Here is a 22,574-nt window from a genome sequence, read left to right on the forward strand (position 1 = left end):
GGTTCTTGCATATAATTTTTGTCAATCCGACGCCTTATCCGTCAAGAATCACCGATGAACCCCGCAACCGACCCCGCCACACCGCCGCCCGGTAAAACCACGCCGTACATCGCCGCCAAGATCGCCGCCGTCGAAATCTATGAAAACATCACGGCCATCCTGCATGAAGACAGGCGCACGCATGCCGAGAGCGCCTTCGCCACCCTCGGCAGTCTCGCCGGACAGGCCTGCCTGCGCGCCGCATTGCTCGGAAACGATACCCTCATCACGGTCAGCGATGTTGCCGGACATCACTATTACTATGGCGAGGCAATCGACCGCCTGCTGCTGTCAGACCGCCTCTCCGTCTGGTCGCTGCTCGGCACCGCCATGCAGAAATACCGCGATGCCGCACTGCCGGACATCGAGGCCATCCGCCATCATGTAACGCAAACCGTCGGCGCCCCGCAATTCGGCATTCCCCGCCTGCCGCGCGGCCGGGAAATCCGCATGACGCCGCTGGAAAGCCTGCAACTCTGGCAGCCGCTGCAAGCGGGCATCCTCGACCGCCTGCGCGTCCCGCCGCCGGAATGGCACCTCGCTTACGGCCTTGCCGTGCAGAAAATGCTGGCGCAGGACGCCCTGCCGCCGACGCAGGCGGCGCTGATCGTCATGGAATGTGCCGTGCCGATGAGCAAAGTGCTTGACGATACAGCCGGCGCAGCCCTCGAAAGCGGCCATACCGCGCAGTAGAATGCCGCCGAAACCGCCACCCGCCACGGAAGATGCTCCCTGACCCCGCCACCCTCTGGCATTACGCCGCCCGCAATCCGCTGCTGGCCCTGCTCGCCCTGATGTGGGCGGGCTTTATCCTTGACCTGCTGACCTGCAAGATGCTGCGCCCCGTTTTCGGCATTCATCCGCGCCGCTTCCTCAGCCTGCCCGCCATCTTTACTGCGCCGCTTTTGCACGTCGATCTCACCCATCTGCTCTCCAATTCCATCCCGCTCGCCATTCTCGGTTTTCTCAGTGGCGATTTGCTGCCGCTGCACCAGTTCCTGCTGCTGCTCTTCATCGCCACCGGCGGCAGCGGGCTGGGCGTGTGGCTGTTCGGGCGGCGGGCGGTGATGCTCGGCGCTTCGGGACTGGTCTTCGCCCTGTTCGGCTTCCTCCTCGCCTACGCCTGGTTCAGCCGCGACAAACACGCCCTCTATTACGCCGCCGCCGCCTTCCTCCTCTATGGCGGCCTGCTGCTGTCGCTGTTCAAATACCGGCCGGAGATTTCCTGGGCGGCGCATATCTGGGGCTTCGCCGCCGGTATCGCGGCGGCACGGTGGCTGAGCGCATGAAGCGCGCCCGCATCTTCGCCACCCTGGAACGCCTACGCGAACATTACGGCGACCAGCGCTGGTGGTGTCAGGAAAACCGCCTTGCCGACTGGGTATCGATGATCCTGATCCAGCAGACGACCCAGCAGAATGCGGAAAAAGCGCTGGCGGGACTGGCAGACATGCTGACTCCCGCTGCCCTAGCAGCGTTACCTTTGGAGGCCTTGCAGGCGCGCATCCGCCCCGCCGGGTTCTACAAACAGAAAAGCGTGTATATCAAGGAACTGGTGCAATGGTTTATCGAAAAGGGCGGGGATCTCGCCGCCTTTGCCGACGTGCCGACCGCCGCGCTGCGCACGGAATTGCTGACCCTGAAAGGCGTGGGGCAGGAAACAGCGGACGCCATGCTGCTTTACATTTTCGGACGCAAAGTCTTCATTGCCGACCGCTACGCCCTGCGCTTCTTTCAGCGCCTCGGGCTGAGTGAAGCCCGCGATTACACCGCCCTGCGCGCCGAGTGCATGCCGCTGCCGGCAGACATCAGCCTGCACACCGCGCAGGAATGGCATGCGGTGATTGATGAACACGGCAAAGCCTTCCGCAAGAACCCGCAGCTGGATGAAAGCTGGCTGTGCCCGCCTGCCAGTCCTGCCTGAGCGCCCTGCCCTTCACCATACAGCCACCGCGATGACCACCCCCGATCACGACCCTTTCCCTGAACTGCTGCTGGCGCGGCAGGATGATGATGCCATCGGCATGTCCATGCTGATTTATCCTGACCGCACGCCGGCCAGGAACCTGTTCTGGCTGACGCTGGCGGTATTTGTGCTGCTGTATTTGTTGCCGTGGCGCGAGAGATATTTTCAGGCTTGGGTGCTGGCTACTGCCATTTATACATTGCCGATGGTATGGAGTTGGGGCTGGCAGAATTATGCACATCTCGATATTCAGACCATTTATCTTTCTGCGGATGATGGTGTACCCAGTCACCGTATTGCGCCTGTTGCAGATAATGGGGCAAATCATCTGCGCATTTTGCCGCGTCAGACGGAAACGCGATATGTGCGTTCCGGTCTGGATTCGGGCATGTTTTCCATAAATATCATATTGCTGCTTGTGGTTTTTGCCGCAGGCTATAACGAGAATTCCAATATTTTGCGGGACAAGACGCCGGAAATCCCGCTGGCGCAGATGCGGGTCGTGGAGGGCAAAACGCCGGCGGCGCCCTGGGTTATTGAAACGAGACATTCAATCAGGTCTTATCTGCTGATTGATGGTGTCTATCTGAATTGCGATTTTCATTTTGAGCAAGATGCCTGCGATGAGGTCTATCGCTTTGCCGGAAAGCCGATAAAGGTGTGGTATTACCGGAATAATTGGCGGGTCGATGCGGTCTATGCGATAGAGATTGATGGCCAGTCATTGCATGGCGACAATTATTTCCGCGCACGCTACCGGCAATTCCAGCGCACGGTGTGGTTGAGTCGTTTTGTGGCCGTGCCGCTCAGCATTCTGCTGTTTTTATGGTTAGGGCGGCGGGCGCAGCGGGTGTGCGAAGGGCTGTTTGCCTCGCGCCGCATCCGTATCCGCTAATGCCCGCGCCCCGCCGTGCACAGGCTTTATGCTATTATCGCGCGCGTTTTTTATGTCTTGATGCGACTGTAATGCGCTGTTTTTTCAGTAGAAGGTTTTAGGTTCATGCTGCAATTCCCCAATTTCAACCCCTATATTTTCAAGCTCGGCCCGATTCACCCGACCTGGTACGGCCTGATGTATGTCATCGGCTTCGGCTGCGCTTATCTGCTCGGCGTGCGCCGCACCAAGTCAAATCCCGCCTGGAACAAGGAAGATGTCAGCGATTTGATGACCTATTTGATGCTCGGCGTGGTGCTGGGCGGGCGGATTGGCTATGTGCTGTTTTACGGCATGGGGTACTGGGCGCGCGACTGGCTCTATCCGCTGAAAATCTGGGAAGGCGGAATGTCTTTCCACGGCGGCCTGCTGGGGGTGATGTTCCTGCTCTGGCTGTTCGCGCGCAAGAAGGGCAAGGGTTTTTGGGACGTAACGGATTATGTCGCGCCGATGATTCCGCCGGGGCTGTTCTTCGGCCGCATCGGCAATTTCATTAACGGCGAACTGTGGGGCCGCCCGACCGACCTGCCCTGGGGCATGGTCTTCCCCGGCACCGGCGACGGCATCCCGCGCCACCCCTCGCAGCTCTATGAAGCGGGGCTGGAAGGCATCGTCCTCTTCATCGCCGTGTGGCTCTATTCCGCCAAACCGCGCCGCAGCGGGCAGGTATCGGGGCTGTTCCTCATCCTCTACGCGCTGTTCCGCTCGCTGGTCGAACTGGTGCGCCAGCCGGACGGGCAGGTCAATTTCCTCATCGGCGAGCTGACGATGGGGCAGGCGCTCAGCCTGCCGATGCTGATTCTCGGCCTGTGGCTGATGTTGCGGCGGGGGGCGCGTGCAAGCGTATCTTGACCTCCTGCGCCACGTGCTCGAACACGGCAGCGCCAAAGCGGACCGCACCGGCACCGGCACCCGCTCGGTGTTCGGCTACCAGATGCGCCTGAACTTGCAGGACGGTTTCCCGCTGCTCACCACCAAGCGGGTGCATTTCAAATCCATCGTGCATGAACTGCTGTGGTTCCTGCGCGGCGAGACCAACATCGGCTACCTGCGCGATAACGGCGTGACCATCTGGGACGAATGGGCGGACGAAAACGGCGACCTCGGCCCGGTGTACGGCAAGCAGTGGCGCGACTGGGCAGGACACGACCAGATTGCCCACGTCCTGCATCTCCTGAAAACTGACCCTGATTCGCGCCGCATGCTCGTCTCGGCCTGGAACGTCGGCGAACTGGCGGAGATGGCGCTGATGCCCTGCCACACCCTGTTCCAGTTTTACGTCGCGGGCGGCCGCCTCTCCTGCCAGCTCTACCAGCGCTCGGCGGACGTTTTCCTCGGTGTGCCGTTCAACATCGCAAGCTACGCTCTCCTGACGCACATGATGGCGCAGCAGGCGGATTTGCAGGCCGGCGACTTCATCTGGACGGGCGGCGACGTACACCTCTACAACAACCACCTCGACCAGGCGCGCGAACAACTCGCCCGCGCGCCCTACCCGCTGCCGACCCTTGCCTTGCGCCACGCGCCCACCATCGACAGCTACCACTACGACGACATCCAGTTACAGCATTACCACAGCCATCCGCCCATCAAGGCACCCGTGGCCGTCTAACCCAACCGGAGAACACCCTTGTTACGCCTCATCCGCAACACCTTCTACTTCCTCGTCATCCTCGGCATCTTCGGCTGCGTGCTGCTCTTCATGTACGCGATGAAACTCGAAAAAGAATACCACCTTGACGACCGCAAACTGGGCGGCGCGCTGTGGTCCATGCCGGCGCGCGTGTACGCCCGCCCGCTCGAACTCTACAAAGGCGCGACGCTTACCCCTGACGACCTTGTCGCCGAACTCAAACTGCTCGACTACCGCGAAGTCGCCAGCCCGAACAACATCAAGCAGTACCGCCGCGACGGCAACACCGTCGAATACTACGCCCAGCCCTTCAACTTCTGGGACGGCCAGCGTCCGGCGCGGCGGATGCAGGTGCAGTTCGACAACAACAAAGTCAGCGGTGTGCAAAACCTCGGCACACTTGAAGAAGAAGTCCTCGAACGCCTCGAACCGCTGCACATCGCCAGCATCTACCCGGCGAGCAAGCAGGACCGCGTGCTGGTCAACCTCGAAGACGTGCCGCCGGTGCTCATCGACAGCCTGATTGCCGTCGAAGACAAAAACTTCTGGCGCCACCCCGGTATTGACCCGCGCGGCCTCGCCCGCTCCATCTACATTACCTACATCCAGAAATCCGGCAAACAGGGCGCGAGTACCCTCACCCAGCAATTCATCAAAAACCACTACCTCACCAACGAACAAACCCTGTCGCGCAAACTCAAAGAAGTGCTGATGGCACTCGTCCTCGAATACCACAACAGCAAAAAAGACATCCTCGAAGGTTATCTCAACGAAATCTACCTCGGTCAGGACGGCCAGCGCGCCATCCACGGCTTCGGGCTGGCCAGCGAATACTACTTCGACAAAGAACTCAAAGACCTCGGCCTGCACGAAGTCGCCATGCTTATCGGCCTCGTGCGCGAACCCGGCCTTGCCGACCCGCGCCGCCACCCCGAATACGCCCTGCAACGGCGCAACATGATGCTCGGCCTCATGCAGCAGAACAACCTCATCAGCGAAGCCGACATGAAACTCGCGCAATCGCTGCCGCTTGACGTCGTGCCGGTCGATGCCCAGCGCGCGCGGGTGCGCTTTCCCGCCTTTGTTGACCTCGTGTACCAGCAGCTCGGCGAACACTACAAAGAAGAAGACCTCACCAAAGACGGCCTCAACATCTTCACCACCCTCGACCCGCTCATCCAGCAAAAAACCCAGGACGCCCTGACCGGTGCCCTGCCGACCCTGGAAAAACGCAACGGCCTGAAAAAGAACTTCCTGCAAAGCGCCGCCGTCGTCGTCAACACCGGCAACGCCGAAGTGCTGGCCGTCATCGGCTCGCGCGTGCCGAACGAACAGGGCTACAACCGCGCCCTCTACTCCCTGCGCAACATCGGCTCCGTCGTCAAGCCGATGGTGTATCTGACCGCGCTCGAATACCCGCAGCTCTACACCCTCGCCACCCCGCTCGATGACAGCCCGCTCAACTACAAAACCGGCGGCAAAACCTGGTCGCCGAAAAACTACGACAAACGCAACCACGGCAAAGTCACCCTGCAAGAATCCCTCATCCGCTCCTACAACATCCCGACCGCGCGCATCGCGCTCGACGTCGGCATCAAGGACGTCACCGACACCCTGCAACGCCTCGGCTACAAGCCGCGCCCGGACAACCCCATCCGCAACAACCCCTCCGTTTCCCTCGGCGCCATCAGCATGAGCGCCATCGATGTGGCGCAAATCTACGAAACCTTCGCCAGCGGCGGCTACCTCATCCCGCTGCGCTCCATCCGTGAAATCACCACCCAGGAAGGCGCCATCGTCAGCCGTTTCGATCTCAAGGCGGTGAAAGCCATCGAGCCGGGCCCGCACTACCTCGTCACCTCCACCATGCAGGAAATCCCGCGCCGGGGGACCGCCACCGCGCTCAAAGAAAAAGTCAGCCCGGCGCTCAACATCGCCGGCAAAACCGGCACCACCGACAGCTATCGCGACAGCTGGTTTGCGGGTTTTTCCGGCAACCTGCTCACCGTCGTCTGGGTCGGCAACGACGAAAACAAAATCACCCGTCTGACCGGCGGCAAAGGCGCGATGCGCGTGTGGATGGACATCATGAAAAACCTGCCGAACGAACCGCTCGACCTGAAAAAACCGGAAGGCATCGTCACCCGCATGGTGGACAAATACAGCGGCGCACTGGCCGGACAGGGCTGCGGCGGCCGCGCGGCCGAATACGCCTTCATCGCCGGTTCCGAGCCGACCCACTACCAGGCCTGCGCCGCCCCGCGCCCCGTGCAGCGCGACGACGAAGACGGCACCGGCGTCTTCGACAACAACAACAGCGGCGGCCTGCAATGGGAACAACCGGCAGGCGGCGGCAACTGGGGCGGTGGCGGCGGCAGCACCGGCGTGCCCGTCGAAGGCTGGGGGCCGGGCAACTGAGCCCGGTGGCAAAACCCGCCACCAGGCGGCATAAACACCGGTTCTTGTAAAGACGTTGCCCGCAACATCTCATCCCAATCCCAAGAAACAAAACAGAGTTCGCAGGGTGGGCTTCAGCCCGCCGGGCAGGCGCAGCCAGCCTTTTCTGCTGTTGGCAAAAGCCCCGCCAAGCGGCGAAAACACGGACCCCGCCACCGCACACCTTGAAACGCCAAACCATGTCCATCCACTACTACGGCATCCGCCACCACGGCCCCGGCTCCGCCCGCCACCTCCTCGCCGCGCTCGACGCCTTGCAACCCGACCGCATCCTCCTCGAAGGCCCGCCCGAAGCCGACGCCCTGCTGCCGCTTGTCGCCGATGCCGCCATGCAGCCGCCCGTTGCCCTGCTCGCCTACCGCCCCGACGCCCCACAGCGTGCCGTGTACTACCCCTTCGCCGCCTGGTCGCCCGAATGGCAGGCCATGCAATACGCCCTCGCGCATCACATCCCGCTCACCTTCTGTGACCTGCCGCTGGCGCACAGCCTCGCCGACGACCACGACGAAGACGACGACACCCCCACCGCCGCCCGCCACCCCTTCGACGACCTCGCCGACATCGCCGGTTACCGCGACGGCGAAGAATGGTGGGAAGCCACCGTCGAACAGCGCGGCGACGGCGAAGACCTCTTTGCCGCCGTTACCGAAGCCATTGCCGCCCTGCGCGATGCCCTGCCGGCAGCGACCAGCGCTGGTGACCTCAAGCGCGAAGCATGGATGCGCAAAACCATCCGCGCCGCCACCAAAGAAAGCGAACGCCTCGCCGTCATCTGCGGTGCCTGGCACATCCCCGCCCTGCAAAGCGCGGTTGCCGTCAAGGACGACAACGCCCTGCTCAAAGGGCTTGCCAAAACCAAAGTGGACAGCACCTGGATTCCCTGGACCAACAGCCGCCTCACCCGCCAAAGCGGCTACGGCGCGGGCATCCGCGCGCCGAACTGGTACGCCCACCTCTGGCGACACCCCGATGACGACGGTGTGCGCTGGCTGGGCCGGGCCGCCCAACACCTGCGCGCCAAACACTACGACATCTCGGCGGCGCACCTCATCGAAACCCTGCGCCTCGCGCGCACCACCGCCGCCCTGCGCGGGCAGACCCGCGTCGCCCTCGCCGACTACACCGACGCCCTCGCCAGCATCATCGGCATGGGCGACAGCGCCATCATCGACCGCATCCAGCACGCATGGCTCATCGGCGACACCATCGGCAGCGTCCCCGAAAATACCCCGCAACTGCCGCTCATCGCCGATATCGACAAACAGCGCAAACAACTGCGCCTGCCGCAAACCGCCGAAAGCCGAGAAATCATCCTCGACCTGCGCAAACCGCTTGACCTTGCGCGCAGCCAATACATCCACCGCCTGAACCTCCTTGACGGCGGCCTGTGGGCCACCCCGCTGGCGCGCAGCGGCAAAGGCACCTACAAAGAAGCCTGGCGCCTCGAATACCAGCCCGAACAACACATCCGTCTCACCGAAAAAGCCGTGTACGGCAACACCCTGGAAAGCGCCGTCACCGCCTACATCACCAGCACCCTGCACCAAGACCAGAGCCTCGCCGCGCTCGCCGAACGCCTCGAACACGTCCTGCCCGCTGAACTGCCCAACCTCGTCGCCGCACTCGCCGCCGCCATCGCCGCCCTCAGCGTCGATAACCGCGACCTCGCCGACACCCTCGCCGCCCTGCCCCACCTCGCCGAAACCCTGCGCTACGGCAACGTACGGCAAACAGACAACGCAGCCCTTGCCCACCTGCTCGATACCCTGCTTGCCCGCCTCGCCGCCGGCGGCGTCCAGGGCTGCATGAACATCGATAACGACAGCGCGCAAACCCTCTGCCGCCTTACCCGCAGTGCCGGGGCTGCCCTCGCCGCACTGAACGACGCGGATGCCGACCGCTACTGGCACGACTACATCCACGCCCAAACCACCTCACAACACATCCACCCGCTGCTCGCCGGCAACGCCTGGCGCGACCACTACGACCGCCAGCAAACCGACGCAGAAACCGTCGCCGCTGAACTGCACCGCCAACTCTCGCGCGGCGGCAACTACGCCGACGCCGCCCAATGGCTGGAAGGCTTCCTCTACCAAAGCGGCACCGTATTGCTCGTGCACGACACCCTGTGGCAGATCATCAACGACTGGCTGCGCGCCCTGCCGGAAGACCGCTTCACCGAACTGCTGCCACTCCTGCGCCGCACCTTCACCGCATTTGAGGCCGGCGAACGCCGCCAGCTCGGCGACAAGGCACGGATGCAGGCGGGACAAGCGGGCGGCAGCCGCGCCGCTGTCGTCGCGACGGACAGCGCCATCGACGAAACTGCCGCCCAAGCGGCGATGCAGACTGTCGCCCGCCTGCTGGGGCTTGAAGCGTAAACGGGCTGCCCCGTCCGCACCATCCCGCCGCCTTCACCACCCCGGAGTCCCCATGCTTGCCATCGACAACATCCTCCTCCTGCTCGCCGGCCGGATTATGGCGGAAAGTGCGCACAACCCCGCCGCCCGCTATGTTCTCGCCGGCATCGTCATCATCTGCTATCTCGCCGTGCTCGCCGCCATCGCCTTCCTCGCCCTGGTCGTCATCGGCATCATGACCCGCCGTCAGCCGCCGCGCACCGGCTACACCGCCTTCGCCGTCTTCCTCGTCGTCGAAATCGTCATCAGCGTGCCGGTTGCCACCCGCTTCTTCGCCCACCTCACCGCCTGACCATGCGCCGCTTCACCGTCCTCCTGCTGCCGCTCCTGCTCGCCGCCTGTTCGCTCATCGAGTATCAGCCGCTTGCCACCCTTGATCATGTGGACCGCAGTCGCGGCTACCGCCTGGAAGCGGCGCTGGATACCGAACACAACGACGACGGCCTGCTGCTCGTCCTCCTCTTCTCCGGCGGCGGCAGCCGCGCGGCGGCCTTCGGCTACGGCGTGCTGGAAACGCTGGCGGCGACGCCCGTTACCGGTTACGGCAAAACCGAGCCGCTGCTGGCGAAAATCGACCTCGTGCACGGCGTCTCCGGCGGTTCCATCCTCGCCACCTACCTCGCCCTGCACGGCACGGACACCGTGCCGCAATTCGAGCGCGCCTTCCTGCGCCAGAATTTGCAAAGCGCGGTGCTGCGCCAGCTCTTCTCGCTCGCCAACCTGCCGCGCCTCACCGCCCCGGAATTCGGGCGCGGCGACCTGCTCGCCGAAGAACTCGACCGCCTGCTCTACCACGGCGCGACCTTCGCCGCGCTCGATGACGGGCGCAAAGGGCCGTTCGCCGTCATCAGCGCCACCGACATGAGCATCGGCCAGCGTATTGAATTCACGCAGGAATTTTTCGACGCGCTGTGTCTCGACTTGAGCCGCCTGCCGATTGCCCGCGCCGTCGCCGCGTCCAGCGCCGTGCCGCTGGTTTTCGCGCCGCTGACCCTGAACAACCACGGCGGCCGCTGCCGCTATCAACCGCCGCCGCGCGCCACGGGCGGACAAACGGTGCAACGCTTCACCGCCCCCTATCAGGACAGCGCCGCCCGCCCCTACATCCACCTGCTCGACGGCGGCCTGACCGACAACCTCGGCCTGCGCAGCCTGCTCGATTTCGCCGACATCTACGGCGGCGACAACATCTACCGCCACATCACCGGCGGCAAGGTGCGCGACATCGTCGTCATCAGCGTCAACGCGCAAAACCGCCTCGACAGCAGCATCGACCAAAGCCCCGCCATCCCCGGCCTGGTGGACGTGGCGGGCGCCATCATCAACGTCCCCATCGACGGCAACACCCAGGAAAGCATCCGCAACTTCCGCCGCTTCGTGGACGAATGGAACGCGCGCGGCAACAACCGCCACGTCGCCCTGCACTTCATCGACCTCAACCTGGACGACCTGCCCGACGGCGCGCTGAAACAGCAGGTGCTCAACATCGGTACCACCTTCTACCTGCCGGAAGCGGACATCCGCGCCCTGCGGCAGAGCGCGAAAATCCTCCTCGAACAGAACGACACCTACCGCCGCCTGCCAGGGCTGAAAGGCAACCGCCCTGCCCTGCCCGCCGACCCGCTGCACCTCTACCGCCGCCCCGCCTTATAAAACAGGTACAATCTGCGCCCCTTTTGCGCAGCCCGCGAGGAACCGCCATGACTGAAGAACACAACACCGAAACCCGCGAACGCCCCTCAGCCGACATCGAACGCATCCACCAGCTCGTCGAGACCCTGATGCCCGCTGCTGCCGCCATCATGGCCGGGGCGACACATCTGGACGACCCCGCGCAACAGGCGGCGCTCACCGAACTCAACACCAATCTCGTCGAACTGCACCCGGCGGATGTCGCCGACATCCTCGAATCCCTGCCGCAGGAAGAACGGATGCTGGTTTGGCACCTTGCCGTGCCGGAAGAAGACGGCGAAGTGCTGCTCGAAGTCTCCGACGCCGTGCGCGAAAGCCTCATCGGCATGATGGATCAGGACGAAATGCTGGCGGCGGTGGATGATCTGGACGCCGACGAACTGGCGGAACTCGCCGACGACCTGCCGCGCGAAGTCGTGCACGAAGCACTGAGCACGCGCGACGCCGCAGAACGCGCGCAAGTGCAGGCGGCGATGTCCTACGCCGACCACCAGGTCGGCGCCATCATGGACTTTGAAATGATCAACATCCGCGCCGACGTCACCTGCGAAGTCGTCTTGCGCTACCTGCGCCGCTTCGACCGCCTGCCCGATCACACCGACAAAATCTTCGTCACCGACGACGACGACGTGCTGCGCGGCGTGCTGCTCCTGCGCAAACTGCTCGTCTCCGACCCCGACAAACGCATCGAAGACATCATGATTAAAGACGTCGTCCTCTTTCACCCCGAAGACGACGTCGAAGACGCCGCGCAAGCCTTCGAGCGCTACGACCTCGTTACCGCCCCGGTGGTGGACGGCGCACGCAAACTCATCGGCCGTATCACCATCGACGAAATCGTCGACGTCATCCGCGAAGAATCCGACGCCGACATGCTCAATATGGCGGGCATGCAGGAAGAAGAAGACCTCTTCGCGCCGGTGCTCGACTCCGTGAAAAACCGCTGGGTGTGGCTCGCCATCAACCTCTGCACCGCCTTCGTCGCCAGCCGCGTCATCGGCCTCTTTGAAGGCTCCATCGAAAAAATCGTCGCCCTCGCCACGCTGATGCCGATTGTCGCCGGCATCGGCGGCAACTCCGGCAACCAGACCATCACCATGATCGTGCGCGCGCTGGCGATGGGGCAGCTTTCCACCGCCCAGGCGGGCAGGCTGCTGCGCAAAGAAATCGGCGTGGCGCTGGTCAACGGCGTCCTCTGGGGCAGCGTGATGGGCCTCGTCTCCTGGCTGCTTTACGGCAGCATCGGCATCGGCTTCGTCATGGTGGCGGCGATGACGCTGAACCTGCTGCTGGCAGCGACCGTCGGCGTCCTCATCCCGGTCATCATGGAAAAAATGGGGCGCGACCCGGCACTCGGCAGCTCGGTGATGATTACCGCCGTGACCGACTCCGGCGGCTTCTTCATCTTCCTCGGCCTCGCCACACTATTCCTGCTGTAACAAATCGCCCGCCAGCACCGCCCTGACCGGCGCATAACTGCGGCGGTGTTCCGGCGTTGCACCGAGGCGGACGAGCGCGGCGAGATGCGCCTTCGTGCCGTAGCCCTTGTGCGCGGCGAAACCGTAGCCGGGAAAGCGTGCGTCCAGCTCCGCCATCTGCCGGTCCCGCGTAACTTTGGCGATGATGGAAGCGGCGGCGATGCAGGCCTCGCTCGCATCCCCGCCGACAATCGCCCGCGCCGGCATGGCGAGAGTGGGCGTGAACTTGCCGTCCACCAGCACCTGCTGCGGCGCGGTCGCGAGTCCCTCGACCGCGCGCCGCATGGCGAGCAGCGTCGCATGATGGATATTCAGCGCGTCAATCTCGGCGGGCGAGGCAACAGCGGCGCACCACGCCAATGCCTGTGCCGTGATGCCGTCAAACAGCACCTCGCGCTGTCGCGCGCGCAGTTTCTTGCTGTCAGTCAGGCCGGGCAAAGCGAACCGCGCGGGCAGTATCACTGCGGCGGCAACGACATTGCCGACTAGCGCGCCGCGCCCGGCCTCGTCCACCCCGGCAGTCAGCGCCAGCATCAAAAATGCGGCGGAATCTCGTCCGCCGGATTGCGTGGTTCGCGCACATCGCGCTCTTGCAACTGTTGCCACAGCAGGCGCAACTGCCCCTGCTGCAAATCCAGCAGCTCGCGCAGGGCGGCCACACCCGCATTCAGCTCCGCCAGCAAATCCTCCTGATAGGCGAGACGCGATTCCAGGCGTTCCAGGCGCGCCTCCATTTCGTCCGTCACTTGCGGTCCAGGCGCAGCTCGCCGCCCTGGGCGAGATTTTCCGGCCGCAAGTCCTCGATGCTGATCCAGATGGCGCTTTCCGGCACGCCGATACTTTCCGCCACGGCGCGGGTGACATTCTTCGCCAGCGCGCGCTTCTGTTCGACACTGCGGCCTTCCACAATCTTGATATTGACGATGGGCATAACTACCTCGCAAACAGTTGAAATGACGGGTCCGGATTATAGTCCCAAGCGGCGCGAAGCCGCTATAATGCCCGCGTCCTTCAATCCTAACCGAGGTGTAACATGGAAAAAAAAGCGCTGCTCTATACCGGCAAATCCAAGGCCATCTATGCGACAGATGATCCGGAACTCGTCATCATCCACTACAACGACGATGCCACCGCAGGCAACGGCGCCAAACATGAAATCATCGACGGCAAAGGCATCCTCAACAACCGCATCGCCACCCTGCTCTTCCGCGCCCTGATCGAGGCGGGCATCCCCACCCACTACCGCGAAACCCTGAACGAGCGCGAACAGCTCTGCGAAAAAGTCGAAATCATCCCGCTTGAAGTCATCGTCCGAAACGTCATCGCCGGCTCGATGGCGGCGCGCCTCGGCTTCGAAGAAGGCACCGAGACCGAATACCCCATCTTTGAAATCTGCTACAAAAACGACGCACTCGGCGACCCGCTGATTAACGACGACCACGCCGTCGCCCTCGGCATCGCCACCTACGACGAACTCGACCGCATCTACGAACTCACCGACCAGATCAACGCCGTCCTCTTCGACATCTTCGACGAATGCGACGTGCTGCTGGTGGACTTCAAGATCGAATTTGGCCGCACTGCCGACGGCGACATCGTCCTCGCTGACGAAATCAGCCCGGACAGCTGCCGCCTCTGGGACGCCGACACCAACGAAAAACTCGACAAAGACCGCTTCCGCCGCGACCTCGGCGGCCTGCTCGAAGCCTACCAGGACATCCTCGACCGCCTTGAAGAACGCGAAGAAGCGGAAGAAGAATAAACACCAGACAAAACCCTCCTCCCGCCTGCGGGGGGAGGTGTCGCTTTGCGACGGAGGAGGGCAACATACACAACCAGGCCCGCTAACCCAACAAACCGGAGAACAACATGAACCTCGACTACAAAAGCGCGGGCGTGGACAAAGAAGCGGGCTACGACACCGTCGAACGCATCAAACAATACGCAGGCGCAACCCACAACGCCCGCGTCCTCGGACAAATCGGCGCCTTCGGCGCCTTTTACGACATAAGCGGCTACCAACACCCCATCCTCGTCTCCGGCACCGACGGCGTCGGCACCAAACTCAAAATCGCCTTTGCCCTCGAAAAATACGACACCATCGGCATCGACGCCGTCGCCATGTGCGTGAACGACATCCTCTGCCACGGCGCCGCGCCGCAATACTTCCTCGACTACCTCGCTTGCGGCAAACTCGAACCCGCCGTTGCCGCCGACATCGTCAAAGGCGTGGCAGCAGGCTGCGCACAAGCGGGTGCGGCGCTCATCGGCGGCGAAACCGCCGAAATGCCCGGCTTCTACCGGGCGGGGGAATACGACATCGCGGGCTTCGCCGTCGGCGTCGTCGAAAAAGATGACCTTATCGACGGCAGCAAAGTCGGAGCCGGCGACGTCCTCATCGGCCTGCCATCAAGCGGCTTCCACAGCAACGGCTACTCGCTGCTGCGCAAAATCTTCACCGACCTCGGCACCACGCACGACGGCAAAACCATCGGCGAACATCTGCTCACCCCGACCAAAATCTACGTCAAACCCGTCCTCGACGTCCTCGGTAAACACCGTGTGCACGGCCTTGCCCACATCACCGGCGGCGGCCTGCCGGAAAACCTGCCGCGCGCCTACCGTAAAGGCCTCACCGCCGTGGTCGATACCGCCACCTTCCCCACCCTGCCGCTGGCGGACATCATCCTGCAACACGTCCAGCGCGAAGAAAGCTACGCCACCTTCAACATGGGCATCGGCTTCATCCTCATCGCGCCCAAAAACGAAGCGGACGCCATCATCACCACCCTGCACACGCACGGCGAAGCGGCTCGTGTGATTGGGGAAATGCAAAATAGGGATACGCCGCTGATATTGCGATAAATAAGCGGAAAACAGGCGGGCAATGTCCGCCGTTTTCATATTCCGCATCAATCATCGCGAAGCCCGCCCCGCTTCTTCTTGCCTTCGTGCGCAACAAAAAAGCCCCTGCCCTTTGGACATGGGTATCTGCTCCATCTCTCAGCGAGAAAAATCTTTTAGAAAACAGAGGATAACCCCTCATTCCGCAAGCGGGAGGCGGGATACCCATGAAGTGTCGCGAGGCGACGGGGGAAGGGAGATTTTCCGCCCGGTGCCCCGGTGTTTACGCCGCTTGGCGGTGCTTCTTCGCGCCGCTATCAAGAATGCAAAAAGCAGGCTGTGCTTGCTTGATGGGCTGAAGCCCATCCTGCGCGAGCCCGGTGTTTACGCCGCTTGGCGACTTTATTTCAAGCAACTTCCCCCGCACAAGTGGAGGAAGGGATTGCGCTGACGCGAAACTCCCGTTTATGCCGCCTGGCGGGGTCGGTGTTTATGCTGCTTGGCAAGGTCAGCATTGATGCCGCTTGGCGGGGCAGGTGGTTCAGCGCGGGAAGGTCAGGGTGATGCGCAGGCCGTCGGCGTGGTTTTCGGCGGTGGCGCTGCCGCCGTGGCGCTGCATGGTTTCGGCGACCAGTGTCAGGCCGAGGCCGCTGTTTTCTTTGCGGTTCAGGGTGTAGTAGCGCTCGAAGAGGCGCGGCAGGGCGTAAGCGGGGATGGGCGCGGTGGTCGGGTTGTGCAGGCTGAGGGTGATGTGGCTGCGCGTTTGGGCGGCGGTGAAGGTGAGGGTGCTGCCGTCCGGGGCGGCGCGGATGGCGTTATCCAGCAGGTTGGCGAGGGTTTGTTCGAGCCAGAAGGGGTCGGCGTTCAGGGTGAGCGGCGGTTTTAGCGCTGTGTCGGTGGTGTTTTTTTGGCTGTCCTCTTTCGTCGTCGCGGTCTGTGTTTTTCCCCGCTCGCTCTCCTCAGGGAAAATATTTTTTTCCACGGCATCCGCGTCGTGTGTTGGGGAATGGGCCGCTGTTTTTTCGCTGCCCCCACTCCAACCCCTCCCGCCGGGTACCCGCAAAAACGCTTGCGTTTTTGCGGGAAGCGGCCACGGGGGAGGTTCTTTCTCCACTGTAATGTTTTCGCGGAAGCTGAGGTGTTTCTGGGCGAGGCGCGCGTGTTGGGCGCGCAGGAGTTTGTGCCAGAGGGCGGCGATGTCGAGCGGCTGTTTGTGGAGCGGGTCTTTTTCGAGACGCGAGAGTTCGAGCAGGCGGCGCACGAGTTCGTGCAGGCGGTTGCTTTGTTGGGCGATGTTGGCGGCGAAGCGGGCGCGGTCGGCGGCGGGCAGGTCGTCTTGCAGGAGTTCGGCGCTGGTCGTGATGGCAGTGAGCGGGCTTTTCAGTTCGTGGGTGAGGGTTTCGATGTAGCGGGTGACGTAGTCGCGGTCTTCGAGTTCGCGCCGCATGTTGCCGATGGCGGCGGTGAGGCGGTTGAGTTCGGAGGCGAGATGGAAGCGCGGCGCGGGCGGGATGGGGGCGTGGGCGGTGGCGTAGCGGCGCACGAGGTTGATGCTGCGCCGTATCCATAGGGTGAGCAGGGCGATGAGGGCAAGGCTGGCGGCGAGGTAGAGCGCGCCGCTGCGCCGCAGTTTGTGCTGGGTTTCTGCCTGGTAGGGCAGGATGTCGGCACTGGGTTTGCCGAGGCTGACGACGCCGAGCAGGCGGCCTGCTTCGTCGCGGATGGGGGCGGCGACGTACATGGTGCTGCCGTCTGCGCCGTGGCTGCTGCGCGCGCCGTATTCGCCGCGCAGGGTGCGCAGGATGTCGTTCCAGCGGCTGTAATCTTTGCCGGTTTCCAGCGGGTCGCTGTGGTAGAGGACGATGCCTTTGGCATCCGTGATGATGAGTTGCTGGTGGTTCGCGGTTTTGTGGTTTTGGTAGATGTGGATGTCGCGTGGGCGGGCAAGGTCGGCGCGCAGGGCGGCCTGCCGGGCGGGGTCGCGGATGCTGCCGTCTTTGAGGGCGGGGGCGAGGGCGGCGGCGAGGATTTGCGCGTTGTCGGCAAGGGTGTCTTCCAGCACTTGCCGCATGCCGGGGCGCAATTGTTGTTGCACGTCGCGCATGAGCAGCGCCCCGCCCAGGGTCAGCACCAGCCCATAGACGAGGAAGAGGCGGACGAAGATGGTCATTGCAGGGTGGGCGGGGTGAGCAGCGACGCTATCTGGTTACGGAAATAGTGGTTGCCGTTGCGGGTGTCGTATTGTTCGGCAAGGGTGCGCGCGTGTCCGGCGGCGTCCGGGTAGTAGGGCGCGGCGGCGGTGAGGTATTGCAGGTAGGTGAAGCTGTTGTTGGCGCAACGCGCGTAGATGGCGTCGTTGTGGGTTTCGAGCAGTTCTTTGGCGCGGTCGTGTGCGCCGAGGCGGTTTTCGAGCTGGATGAGGCGCGGCATGAGGTGGATGTGTTCGTCGCCCGCTGCTGCGATGCGTTTGACGGCGCCATCGAGGGTGGCGGCGGCGCGTGTCCAGTCGCCGGTGTGGATCATGCTGCTGATGGCGGGGTAGTAGGTGATGTGCGGGACTTCGGCGCAGGTGAGTGCGCCGCTGAGGATGGGGGCGGCGAGTTCGACGGCTTTGTGGTACTGGCCGGTGAAGTGGTGGTAATTGACGAGTTCGGTTTGTTCGCAGGCGTCGCAGTCGGCGCTGGAATCGGCTTCGGTTTGCTGCCAGGCGGTGTAGTGGGTTTTGGCACCTTCGACATCGCCCATGTCCATGCACATGAGCATGAGGCTTTTGTGCACGGCGGACTGGCTGAGTCCCGCCCAGTCGTAGCGCTCGCGCATAACTTCGCCGGCAAGCGTCAGGCGTTCTTTGGGGATGTCGAGGTCTTGCGCGAGTTTGGCGATGATCCATTTGTGCTGCCAGAGGTTGAGCATGAGCGGCTGCCAGGCGGCGTTTTTGTCGTCTTCGCCGGCGTTTGCGTCGTTGTAGCAGGCGACGAAGCGCTCGCTGTGGTAATCGCTCAGCCATTGCAGGAGGTACATTTGCAGGCCGGGGCTGAAGCGTTCGTCGAGGGTGTCTGCGCCGATGATGTGTCCGGCGATGGCGGCGCAGGTGTCGTTGTCGCCCGCTTTTTCGGCGGCATCGAAGGCGGCGATGGCGGTTTGCTGGCGTTGTCCGTTGTTGTCGAGGGCGGCGAGTTTCTCGCGCAGTTGGCTGATGTCGGTCATGGTTGTGCTCGTGGTGTGGGGAGGGCGGCGTGTCCCGCCCGGCGGGATTTTAAAGGCAGGGCGGGCTTGAAGCCCGCCCTGCGATAGTGGGTTTTTGTGTTGCAGCTTCGCACACGATAAAAACTTCCCGCATGGACGCCCGGCGGCGCCGGTGTTTGCGCCGCCTGGCGAAATGTTGTCGTGGGCAAAGGTCTTGCAGTCAGACGTATTTGCGGTGTTCGCCGCCGTGGGCGATGTTGTCGATGCAGCGCGGGCAGAGGCCGGGGTAGGCGGCGTCCCGGTTGACGGTCGGCAGGATGTGCCAGCAGCGTTCGCATTTCTCGCCTGCGGCTTTTTGCACGTCTATCGCGAGGGTGTCGCCGGCGCGCAGTTCGACGTGGGAGACGATGTACACGTAGCGCAGTTCGTCTTTGAGGCGCTGCAAAGTGGCAAGGGTCGCCGCCGGTGCGGTGATGGTGAGGGCGGCTTCGAGCGAGCCGCCAATGTCGCCGTTTTTGCGCGCGGTTTCCAGCGCGGCGTTGACTTCTTCGCGCACGCGGATGATTTCCGCCCAGAAGGCGGCGTCGTATTGCGGGTCGTAGTCGGCGAGGTCGTCGTAGAAGCGGGTGAGGAAGACGGATTCGGCGCGTTCGCCCGGCATGTGCCGCCAGATTTCTTCGGCGGTGTAGCTGAGGATGGGCGCGAGCCAGCGCACCATCGCTTCGAGGATGTGCCAGATGGCGGTTTGCGCGCTGCGGCGGGCGATGTTGTCGGTAGCGACGGTGTATTGGCGGTCTTTGATGATGTCGAGGTAGAAACCGCCCATGTCCACCGCGCAGAAGTTGAAGAGCTGCTGGTAGATGAGGTGGAACTCGTAGTTCTCGTAGGCGGTGAGGATGCTGCGTTGCAGTTCGTTGGCGCGGGCGAGGGCGTAGCGGTCCAGCGCCAGCAGTTGGTCAAGCGGCACGGCGTGGCGCGCGGGGTCGAAGTCGTGCAGGTTGGCGAGCAGGAAGCGGCAGGTGTTGCGGATGCGGCGGTAGGCGTCGGCGCGCTGTTTGAGGATGTTGTCGGAGAGGCTGACTTCGGCGCTGTAATCGGCAGACGATACCCAGAGGCGCAGGATGTCCGCGCCGAGGCTGTTGATGACTTTTTGCGGCTCGACGACGTTGCCCAGCGATTTGCTCATTTTCCGCCCGCTTTCGTCCACGGTGAAGCCGTGCGTCAGGAGGCCGCGATAGGGCGGTTTGCCGTCGATGGCGCAGCCGGTGAGCAGCGAGGAGTGGAACCAGCCCCGGTGCTGGTCCGAGCCTTCGAGGTAGAGGTCGGCGGGGTAGCCGATGTCGGGGCGCTGGCGCAGCACGGCGTAGTGGGTGCTGCCGGAGTCGAACCAGACGTCCAGCACATCGTTGAGTTTTTCGTATTTATCGCAATCGGCGGCGGGGATGAGGTCTTCGAGTTTGAGGGTGAACCACGCTTCGATGCCGTCTTTTTCGATGACGGCGGCGGCTTTGTCCATGATGGCGAGGATATCCGGATGCAGTTCGCCGCTGTCTTTGTGCTGCACGAAGCACAGCGGCACGCCCCAGTAGCGCTGGCGGGTGATGCCCCAGTCCGGGCGGGTGGCAATCATGTTGGTCAGGCGGCTGCGCCCCCATTCGGGGGTGAAGCGGACGTTTTGCAGGCCATCCAGCGCGGTTTGGCGCAGGCCGTTTTTGTCCATGCTGATGAACCATTGCGCGGTGGCACGATAAATGGTCGGGCTGTGGTGCCGCCAGCAGTGCGGGTAGCTGTGGCGGATGGGGGCGTAGTGGACGAGGCGGTCTTTTTCTTTGAGGAGTTCGACGACTTTGGGGTTGGCCTTGAAGACGTTTTCGCCGGCGAAATAGGGGGTATCGTCGGCAAAGCGGCCATCGGCCAGGACGGGGTTCACATCCACACCGATACCGTAGTGGCGGCACACTTCAAAGTCTTCGACACCGTGCGCAGGGGCGCTGTGGACGCAGCCTGTACCGGCATCGAGGGTGACGTGTTCGCCGTTGATGAGCAAACTGTCGCGCTCGATAAAGGGGTGGGCGAGGACGAGGCGATCCAGCGCTTTACCACTGGCGGTGGCGATCGTTTGCCAAGGGGTTTCCACGCCCCAGCGCTCGCGCACGCTGTCGATGAGGTCTTGGGCGATGATGAAGTAGCGGCTGCCGTCGTGGATGAGGGCGTATTCGAGTTCGGGGTGCAGGGCGACGGCAAGGTTCGCGGGCAGGGTCCACGGTGTGGTGGTCCAGATGATGACATCTACGGCATCAGGCGCAGTGGCGAGATTCATGCGACGGGCCAGCTCGGCGGTGTCGCGCACGGCAAAGCGTACGTCGATGGATTCCGAGGTTTTATCTTCGTATTCAACTTCTGCTTCGGCCAGCGAGGAGCGGCAGTCCAGGCACCAGTTGACCGGCTTGAAACCGCGCACCACATGGCCGTTGGCGACGATGTCGCGCAGGGCGCGGACGATGCCCGCTTCCGTCTGCGGCTGCATGGTGAGATAGGGTTGCGCCCAATCGCCGAAGACGCCGAGGCGGATGAAATCGGCCTTTTGCAACTCGACCTGACTTGCGGCATAGCTGCGGCAGGCGGCGCGGAATTCGGTGGCGCTCACTTTCGCGCCCGGCTTGCCGATTTTCTGCTCCACCTTCTGCTCGATCGGCAGGCCGTGGCAGTCCCAGCCGGGGACATAGGGGCTGTCGAAACCGAGCAGGTGGCGCGATTTGGTGATGATGTCTTTCAGGATTTTGTTGAGGGCATGGCCGACGTGGATGGTGCCGTTGGCGTAAGGCGGGCCGTCGTGCAGGATGAATTTCGGGCTGCCCGCAAACGCTGCGCGCTGTTTGCCGTAAATATCATTCTCCTGCCAGAAAGCGAGGATTTCCGGCTCGCGTTGCGGCAGATTGCCGCGCATTGGGAAATCGGTGGTGGGCAAATTCAGAGTGTCTTTATAGTCAGCCATGTTGTTGTTCCTGTTGAATAAAAAATCGGGTTGCGGCGATGTCTGCGCGGATTTGCGCTTGCAGCGCGGCGGCGTCGGCAAAGCGGCGGGTGTCGCGCAAAAAATGGCGGATGTGCACGCGCAACGTCGCGCCATAAAGCGCGGCGCTGCGGTCGAGCAAATGCACTTCCAGCTTGCGCCGGGAGCCGCCGAAGGTCGGCGTGGTGCCGATATTGGCGACGCCCCAGTGCAAGGCGTCATCCGGCGCGACGGCGACCTGCACCACATAGACCCCGTCCGGCAGGCACCAGTTGGCGGGCAGATGCAGATTGGCGGTCGGCGTGCTGAGCGCATGACCGCGCCCCGCGCCGTGGCGCACCTTGCCGGTGAAGGTCAAATCATGCCCCAGCAGGTCGCGGGCGTGAGCGATGTCGTGCGCGGCGAGCGCGGCGCGGATGCGCGAACTGGACACGCGCGCGCCGTCCGCCAGCACCGTCGGCAACGTCTGCACACGAAATCCCGCCTGCGCCGCAAAGCGCGAGAGCAGCGCGACATCGCCGCGCCCGCGAAAGCCGAAGCGGAAATCGTCGCCCACCAGCAAAAAACGCAGCCGCAGCGGCAGCAAATACTCGCGGATAAAGTCTTCCGGTTCCTTGCGCATCAGGGCGTGTGTAAACGACAGCAGCAGCCAGTGCTGCAAACTGCACTGCGCCAGCCAATAGGCGCGGTCACGCAGCGGCGTGAGCAGGGCGGGCGGCTCACCGCTGACCAGCGACTTCGGATGCGGAAAAAAACTGAGCAGGGCGGTGGTGAGATTATCCGCCGCCGCTTCCGCTGCGAGCGTATGCAAAATGGCCTGATGACCACGGTGGACGCCATCAAAATTACCGATGGCAAGGGCGACCGGATGCGGCAACGCCGGATGACGCTGCCAACGGTGAATAAGCATGG

At 63.2% G+C, this 22,574-nt stretch carries 20 protein-coding genes; 13 read left to right on the top strand and 7 right to left on the bottom strand.

The features are described from left to right. Positions 1–54 precede the first annotated feature (54 nt). The 11 genes from Q0562_RS05395 (at position 55) to mgtE (ending at position 12,580) form a co-directional block, all read left to right on the top strand. A complete protein-coding gene (locus Q0562_RS05395) occupies positions 55–732 on the top strand; it encodes a hypothetical protein (RefSeq protein ID WP_298642105.1) in 678 nt (225 codons plus the stop codon). Positions 733–764: 32 nt separating this feature from the next. Then, the gene (locus Q0562_RS05400) at positions 765–1,328 is read left to right on the top strand and encodes a rhomboid family intramembrane serine protease (RefSeq protein WP_298642108.1); all 564 of its coding nucleotides are present in this window, start codon (positions 765–767) and stop codon (positions 1,326–1,328) included. After that, positions 1,325–1,963, top strand: a complete 639-nt coding sequence (locus Q0562_RS05405; RefSeq protein WP_298642111.1) for an endonuclease III domain-containing protein — start codon at positions 1,325–1,327, stop codon at positions 1,961–1,963. Before Q0562_RS05400 ends, Q0562_RS05405 begins: the two co-directional genes overlap by 4 nt. A 31-nt stretch (positions 1,964–1,994) precedes the next feature. After that, positions 1,995–2,900, top strand: a complete 906-nt coding sequence (locus tag Q0562_RS05410; protein WP_298642113.1) for a hypothetical protein — start codon at positions 1,995–1,997, stop codon at positions 2,898–2,900. A gap of 105 nt (positions 2,901–3,005) precedes the next feature. After that, positions 3,006–3,791 (top strand): prolipoprotein diacylglyceryl transferase, encoded by a 786-nt coding sequence (gene lgt, locus Q0562_RS05415; protein WP_298642116.1) that lies wholly within the window; start codon positions 3,006–3,008, stop codon positions 3,789–3,791. Next, positions 3,775–4,551: a thymidylate synthase gene (locus Q0562_RS05420; protein ID WP_298642119.1), complete on the top strand. Its 777-nt coding sequence runs from the start codon at positions 3,775–3,777 to the stop codon at positions 4,549–4,551. Before lgt ends, Q0562_RS05420 begins: the two co-directional genes overlap by 17 nt. An 18-nt stretch (positions 4,552–4,569) precedes the next feature. After that, positions 4,570–6,990: a penicillin-binding protein 1B gene (gene mrcB / locus Q0562_RS05425; protein WP_298642122.1), complete on the top strand. Its 2,421-nt coding sequence runs from the start codon at positions 4,570–4,572 to the stop codon at positions 6,988–6,990. Between the two features lie 203 nt (positions 6,991–7,193). After that, entirely contained in the window at positions 7,194–9,410 is a 2,217-nt protein-coding gene (locus Q0562_RS05430; RefSeq protein WP_298642126.1) for a DUF5682 family protein, read from the top strand. Between the two features lie 52 nt (positions 9,411–9,462). Further along, positions 9,463–9,741 (top strand): hypothetical protein, encoded by a 279-nt coding sequence (locus Q0562_RS05435; RefSeq protein WP_298642129.1) that lies wholly within the window; start codon positions 9,463–9,465, stop codon positions 9,739–9,741. 2 nt (positions 9,742–9,743) lie between these two features. Beyond that, positions 9,744–11,102, top strand: a complete 1,359-nt coding sequence (locus tag Q0562_RS05440) for a patatin-like phospholipase family protein (protein WP_298642131.1) — start codon at positions 9,744–9,746, stop codon at positions 11,100–11,102. Positions 11,103–11,149: 47 nt separating this feature from the next. After that, positions 11,150–12,580 (top strand): magnesium transporter, encoded by a 1,431-nt coding sequence (gene mgtE / locus Q0562_RS05445; protein WP_298642133.1) that lies wholly within the window; start codon positions 11,150–11,152, stop codon positions 12,578–12,580. On the opposite strand, the gene rnhB is transcribed toward mgtE, so the two are convergent. From rnhB to Q0562_RS05460, 3 genes are read right to left on the bottom strand one after another with little or no spacing between them, the layout of a single operon-like run. Beyond that, the gene (gene rnhB, locus Q0562_RS05450) at positions 12,566–13,153 is read right to left on the bottom strand and encodes a ribonuclease HII (RefSeq protein ID WP_298642136.1); all 588 of its coding nucleotides are present in this window, start codon (positions 13,151–13,153) and stop codon (positions 12,566–12,568) included. The genes mgtE and rnhB overlap by 15 nt on opposite strands. After that, positions 13,153–13,353, bottom strand: coding sequence for a SlyX family protein (locus tag Q0562_RS05455; RefSeq protein ID WP_366144714.1), 201 nt, complete (start codon positions 13,351–13,353; stop codon positions 13,153–13,155). Before Q0562_RS05455 ends, rnhB begins: the two co-directional genes overlap by 1 nt. 8 nt (positions 13,354–13,361) lie before the next feature. Then, positions 13,362–13,550, bottom strand: a complete 189-nt coding sequence (locus tag Q0562_RS05460; RefSeq protein WP_298642142.1) for a 2-hydroxymuconate tautomerase — start codon at positions 13,548–13,550, stop codon at positions 13,362–13,364. A gap of 102 nt (positions 13,551–13,652) precedes the next feature. Between Q0562_RS05460 and purC the strand changes: the two genes are divergently transcribed. Together purC and purM are read left to right on the top strand one after the other, a co-directional pair. Beyond that, positions 13,653–14,381, top strand: coding sequence for a phosphoribosylaminoimidazolesuccinocarboxamide synthase (gene purC / locus Q0562_RS05465; RefSeq protein ID WP_298642144.1), 729 nt, complete (start codon positions 13,653–13,655; stop codon positions 14,379–14,381). Between the two features lie 107 nt (positions 14,382–14,488). Next, on the top strand, positions 14,489–15,484 hold the full coding sequence (gene purM, locus Q0562_RS05470) for a phosphoribosylformylglycinamidine cyclo-ligase (RefSeq protein ID WP_298642146.1): 996 nt from the start codon (positions 14,489–14,491) through the stop codon (positions 15,482–15,484). 520 nt (positions 15,485–16,004) lie between these two features. On the opposite strand, the gene Q0562_RS05475 is transcribed toward purM, so the two are convergent. The 4 genes from Q0562_RS05475 to ribF form a co-directional block, all read right to left on the bottom strand. Further along, positions 16,005–17,633: an ATP-binding protein gene (locus Q0562_RS05475; protein WP_298642148.1), complete on the bottom strand. Its 1,629-nt coding sequence runs from the start codon at positions 17,631–17,633 to the stop codon at positions 16,005–16,007. Then, positions 17,630–18,670: a hypothetical protein gene (locus Q0562_RS05480; RefSeq protein ID WP_298642151.1), complete on the bottom strand. Its 1,041-nt coding sequence runs from the start codon at positions 18,668–18,670 to the stop codon at positions 17,630–17,632. Before Q0562_RS05480 ends, Q0562_RS05475 begins: the two co-directional genes overlap by 4 nt. Before the next feature lie 199 nt (positions 18,671–18,869). Beyond that, entirely contained in the window at positions 18,870–21,644 is a 2,775-nt protein-coding gene (gene ileS / locus Q0562_RS05485) for an isoleucine--tRNA ligase (RefSeq protein ID WP_298642154.1), read from the bottom strand. Then, complete coding sequence (gene ribF / locus Q0562_RS05490) at positions 21,637–22,572, bottom strand: riboflavin biosynthesis protein RibF (protein WP_298642157.1); 936 nt, start codon at positions 22,570–22,572, stop codon at positions 21,637–21,639. The genes ileS and ribF overlap by 8 nt, the downstream gene beginning before the upstream one ends. Positions 22,573–22,574 lie beyond the last annotated feature (2 nt).

The organism is uncultured Cardiobacterium sp., assembly GCF_938028825.1.
GTDB lineage: Bacteria > Pseudomonadota > Gammaproteobacteria > Cardiobacteriales > Cardiobacteriaceae > Cardiobacterium.

Coding starts and splice junctions, on each gene's coding strand:
- purM (WP_298642146.1), top strand. CDS start 14,489: ATGAACCTCGACTACAAAAGCGCGGGCGTGGACAAAGAAGCGGGCTAC.
- Q0562_RS05395 (WP_298642105.1), top strand. CDS start 55: ATGAACCCCGCAACCGACCCCGCCACACCGCCGCCCGGTAAAACCACG.
- ribF (WP_298642157.1), bottom strand. CDS start 22,572: ATGCTTATTCACCGTTGGCAGCGTCATCCGGCGTTGCCGCATCCGGTC.
- rnhB (WP_298642136.1), bottom strand. CDS start 13,153: ATGCTGGCGCTGACTGCCGGGGTGGACGAGGCCGGGCGCGGCGCGCTA.
- purC (WP_298642144.1), top strand. CDS start 13,653: ATGGAAAAAAAAGCGCTGCTCTATACCGGCAAATCCAAGGCCATCTAT.
- mgtE (WP_298642133.1), top strand. CDS start 11,150: ATGACTGAAGAACACAACACCGAAACCCGCGAACGCCCCTCAGCCGAC.
- Q0562_RS05440 (WP_298642131.1), top strand. CDS start 9,744: ATGCGCCGCTTCACCGTCCTCCTGCTGCCGCTCCTGCTCGCCGCCTGT.
- Q0562_RS05410 (WP_298642113.1), top strand. CDS start 1,995: ATGACCACCCCCGATCACGACCCTTTCCCTGAACTGCTGCTGGCGCGG.
- Q0562_RS05400 (WP_298642108.1), top strand. CDS start 765: ATGCTCCCTGACCCCGCCACCCTCTGGCATTACGCCGCCCGCAATCCG.
- Q0562_RS05460 (WP_298642142.1), bottom strand. CDS start 13,550: ATGCCCATCGTCAATATCAAGATTGTGGAAGGCCGCAGTGTCGAACAG.
- Q0562_RS05475 (WP_298642148.1), bottom strand. CDS start 17,633: ATGACCATCTTCGTCCGCCTCTTCCTCGTCTATGGGCTGGTGCTGACC.
- lgt (WP_298642116.1), top strand. CDS start 3,006: ATGCTGCAATTCCCCAATTTCAACCCCTATATTTTCAAGCTCGGCCCG.
- Q0562_RS05435 (WP_298642129.1), top strand. CDS start 9,463: ATGCTTGCCATCGACAACATCCTCCTCCTGCTCGCCGGCCGGATTATG.
- ileS (WP_298642154.1), bottom strand. CDS start 21,644: ATGGCTGACTATAAAGACACTCTGAATTTGCCCACCACCGATTTCCCA.
- Q0562_RS05405 (WP_298642111.1), top strand. CDS start 1,325: ATGAAGCGCGCCCGCATCTTCGCCACCCTGGAACGCCTACGCGAACAT.
- Q0562_RS05455 (WP_366144714.1), bottom strand. CDS start 13,353: ATGGAGGCGCGCCTGGAACGCCTGGAATCGCGTCTCGCCTATCAGGAG.
- Q0562_RS05480 (WP_298642151.1), bottom strand. CDS start 18,670: ATGACCGACATCAGCCAACTGCGCGAGAAACTCGCCGCCCTCGACAAC.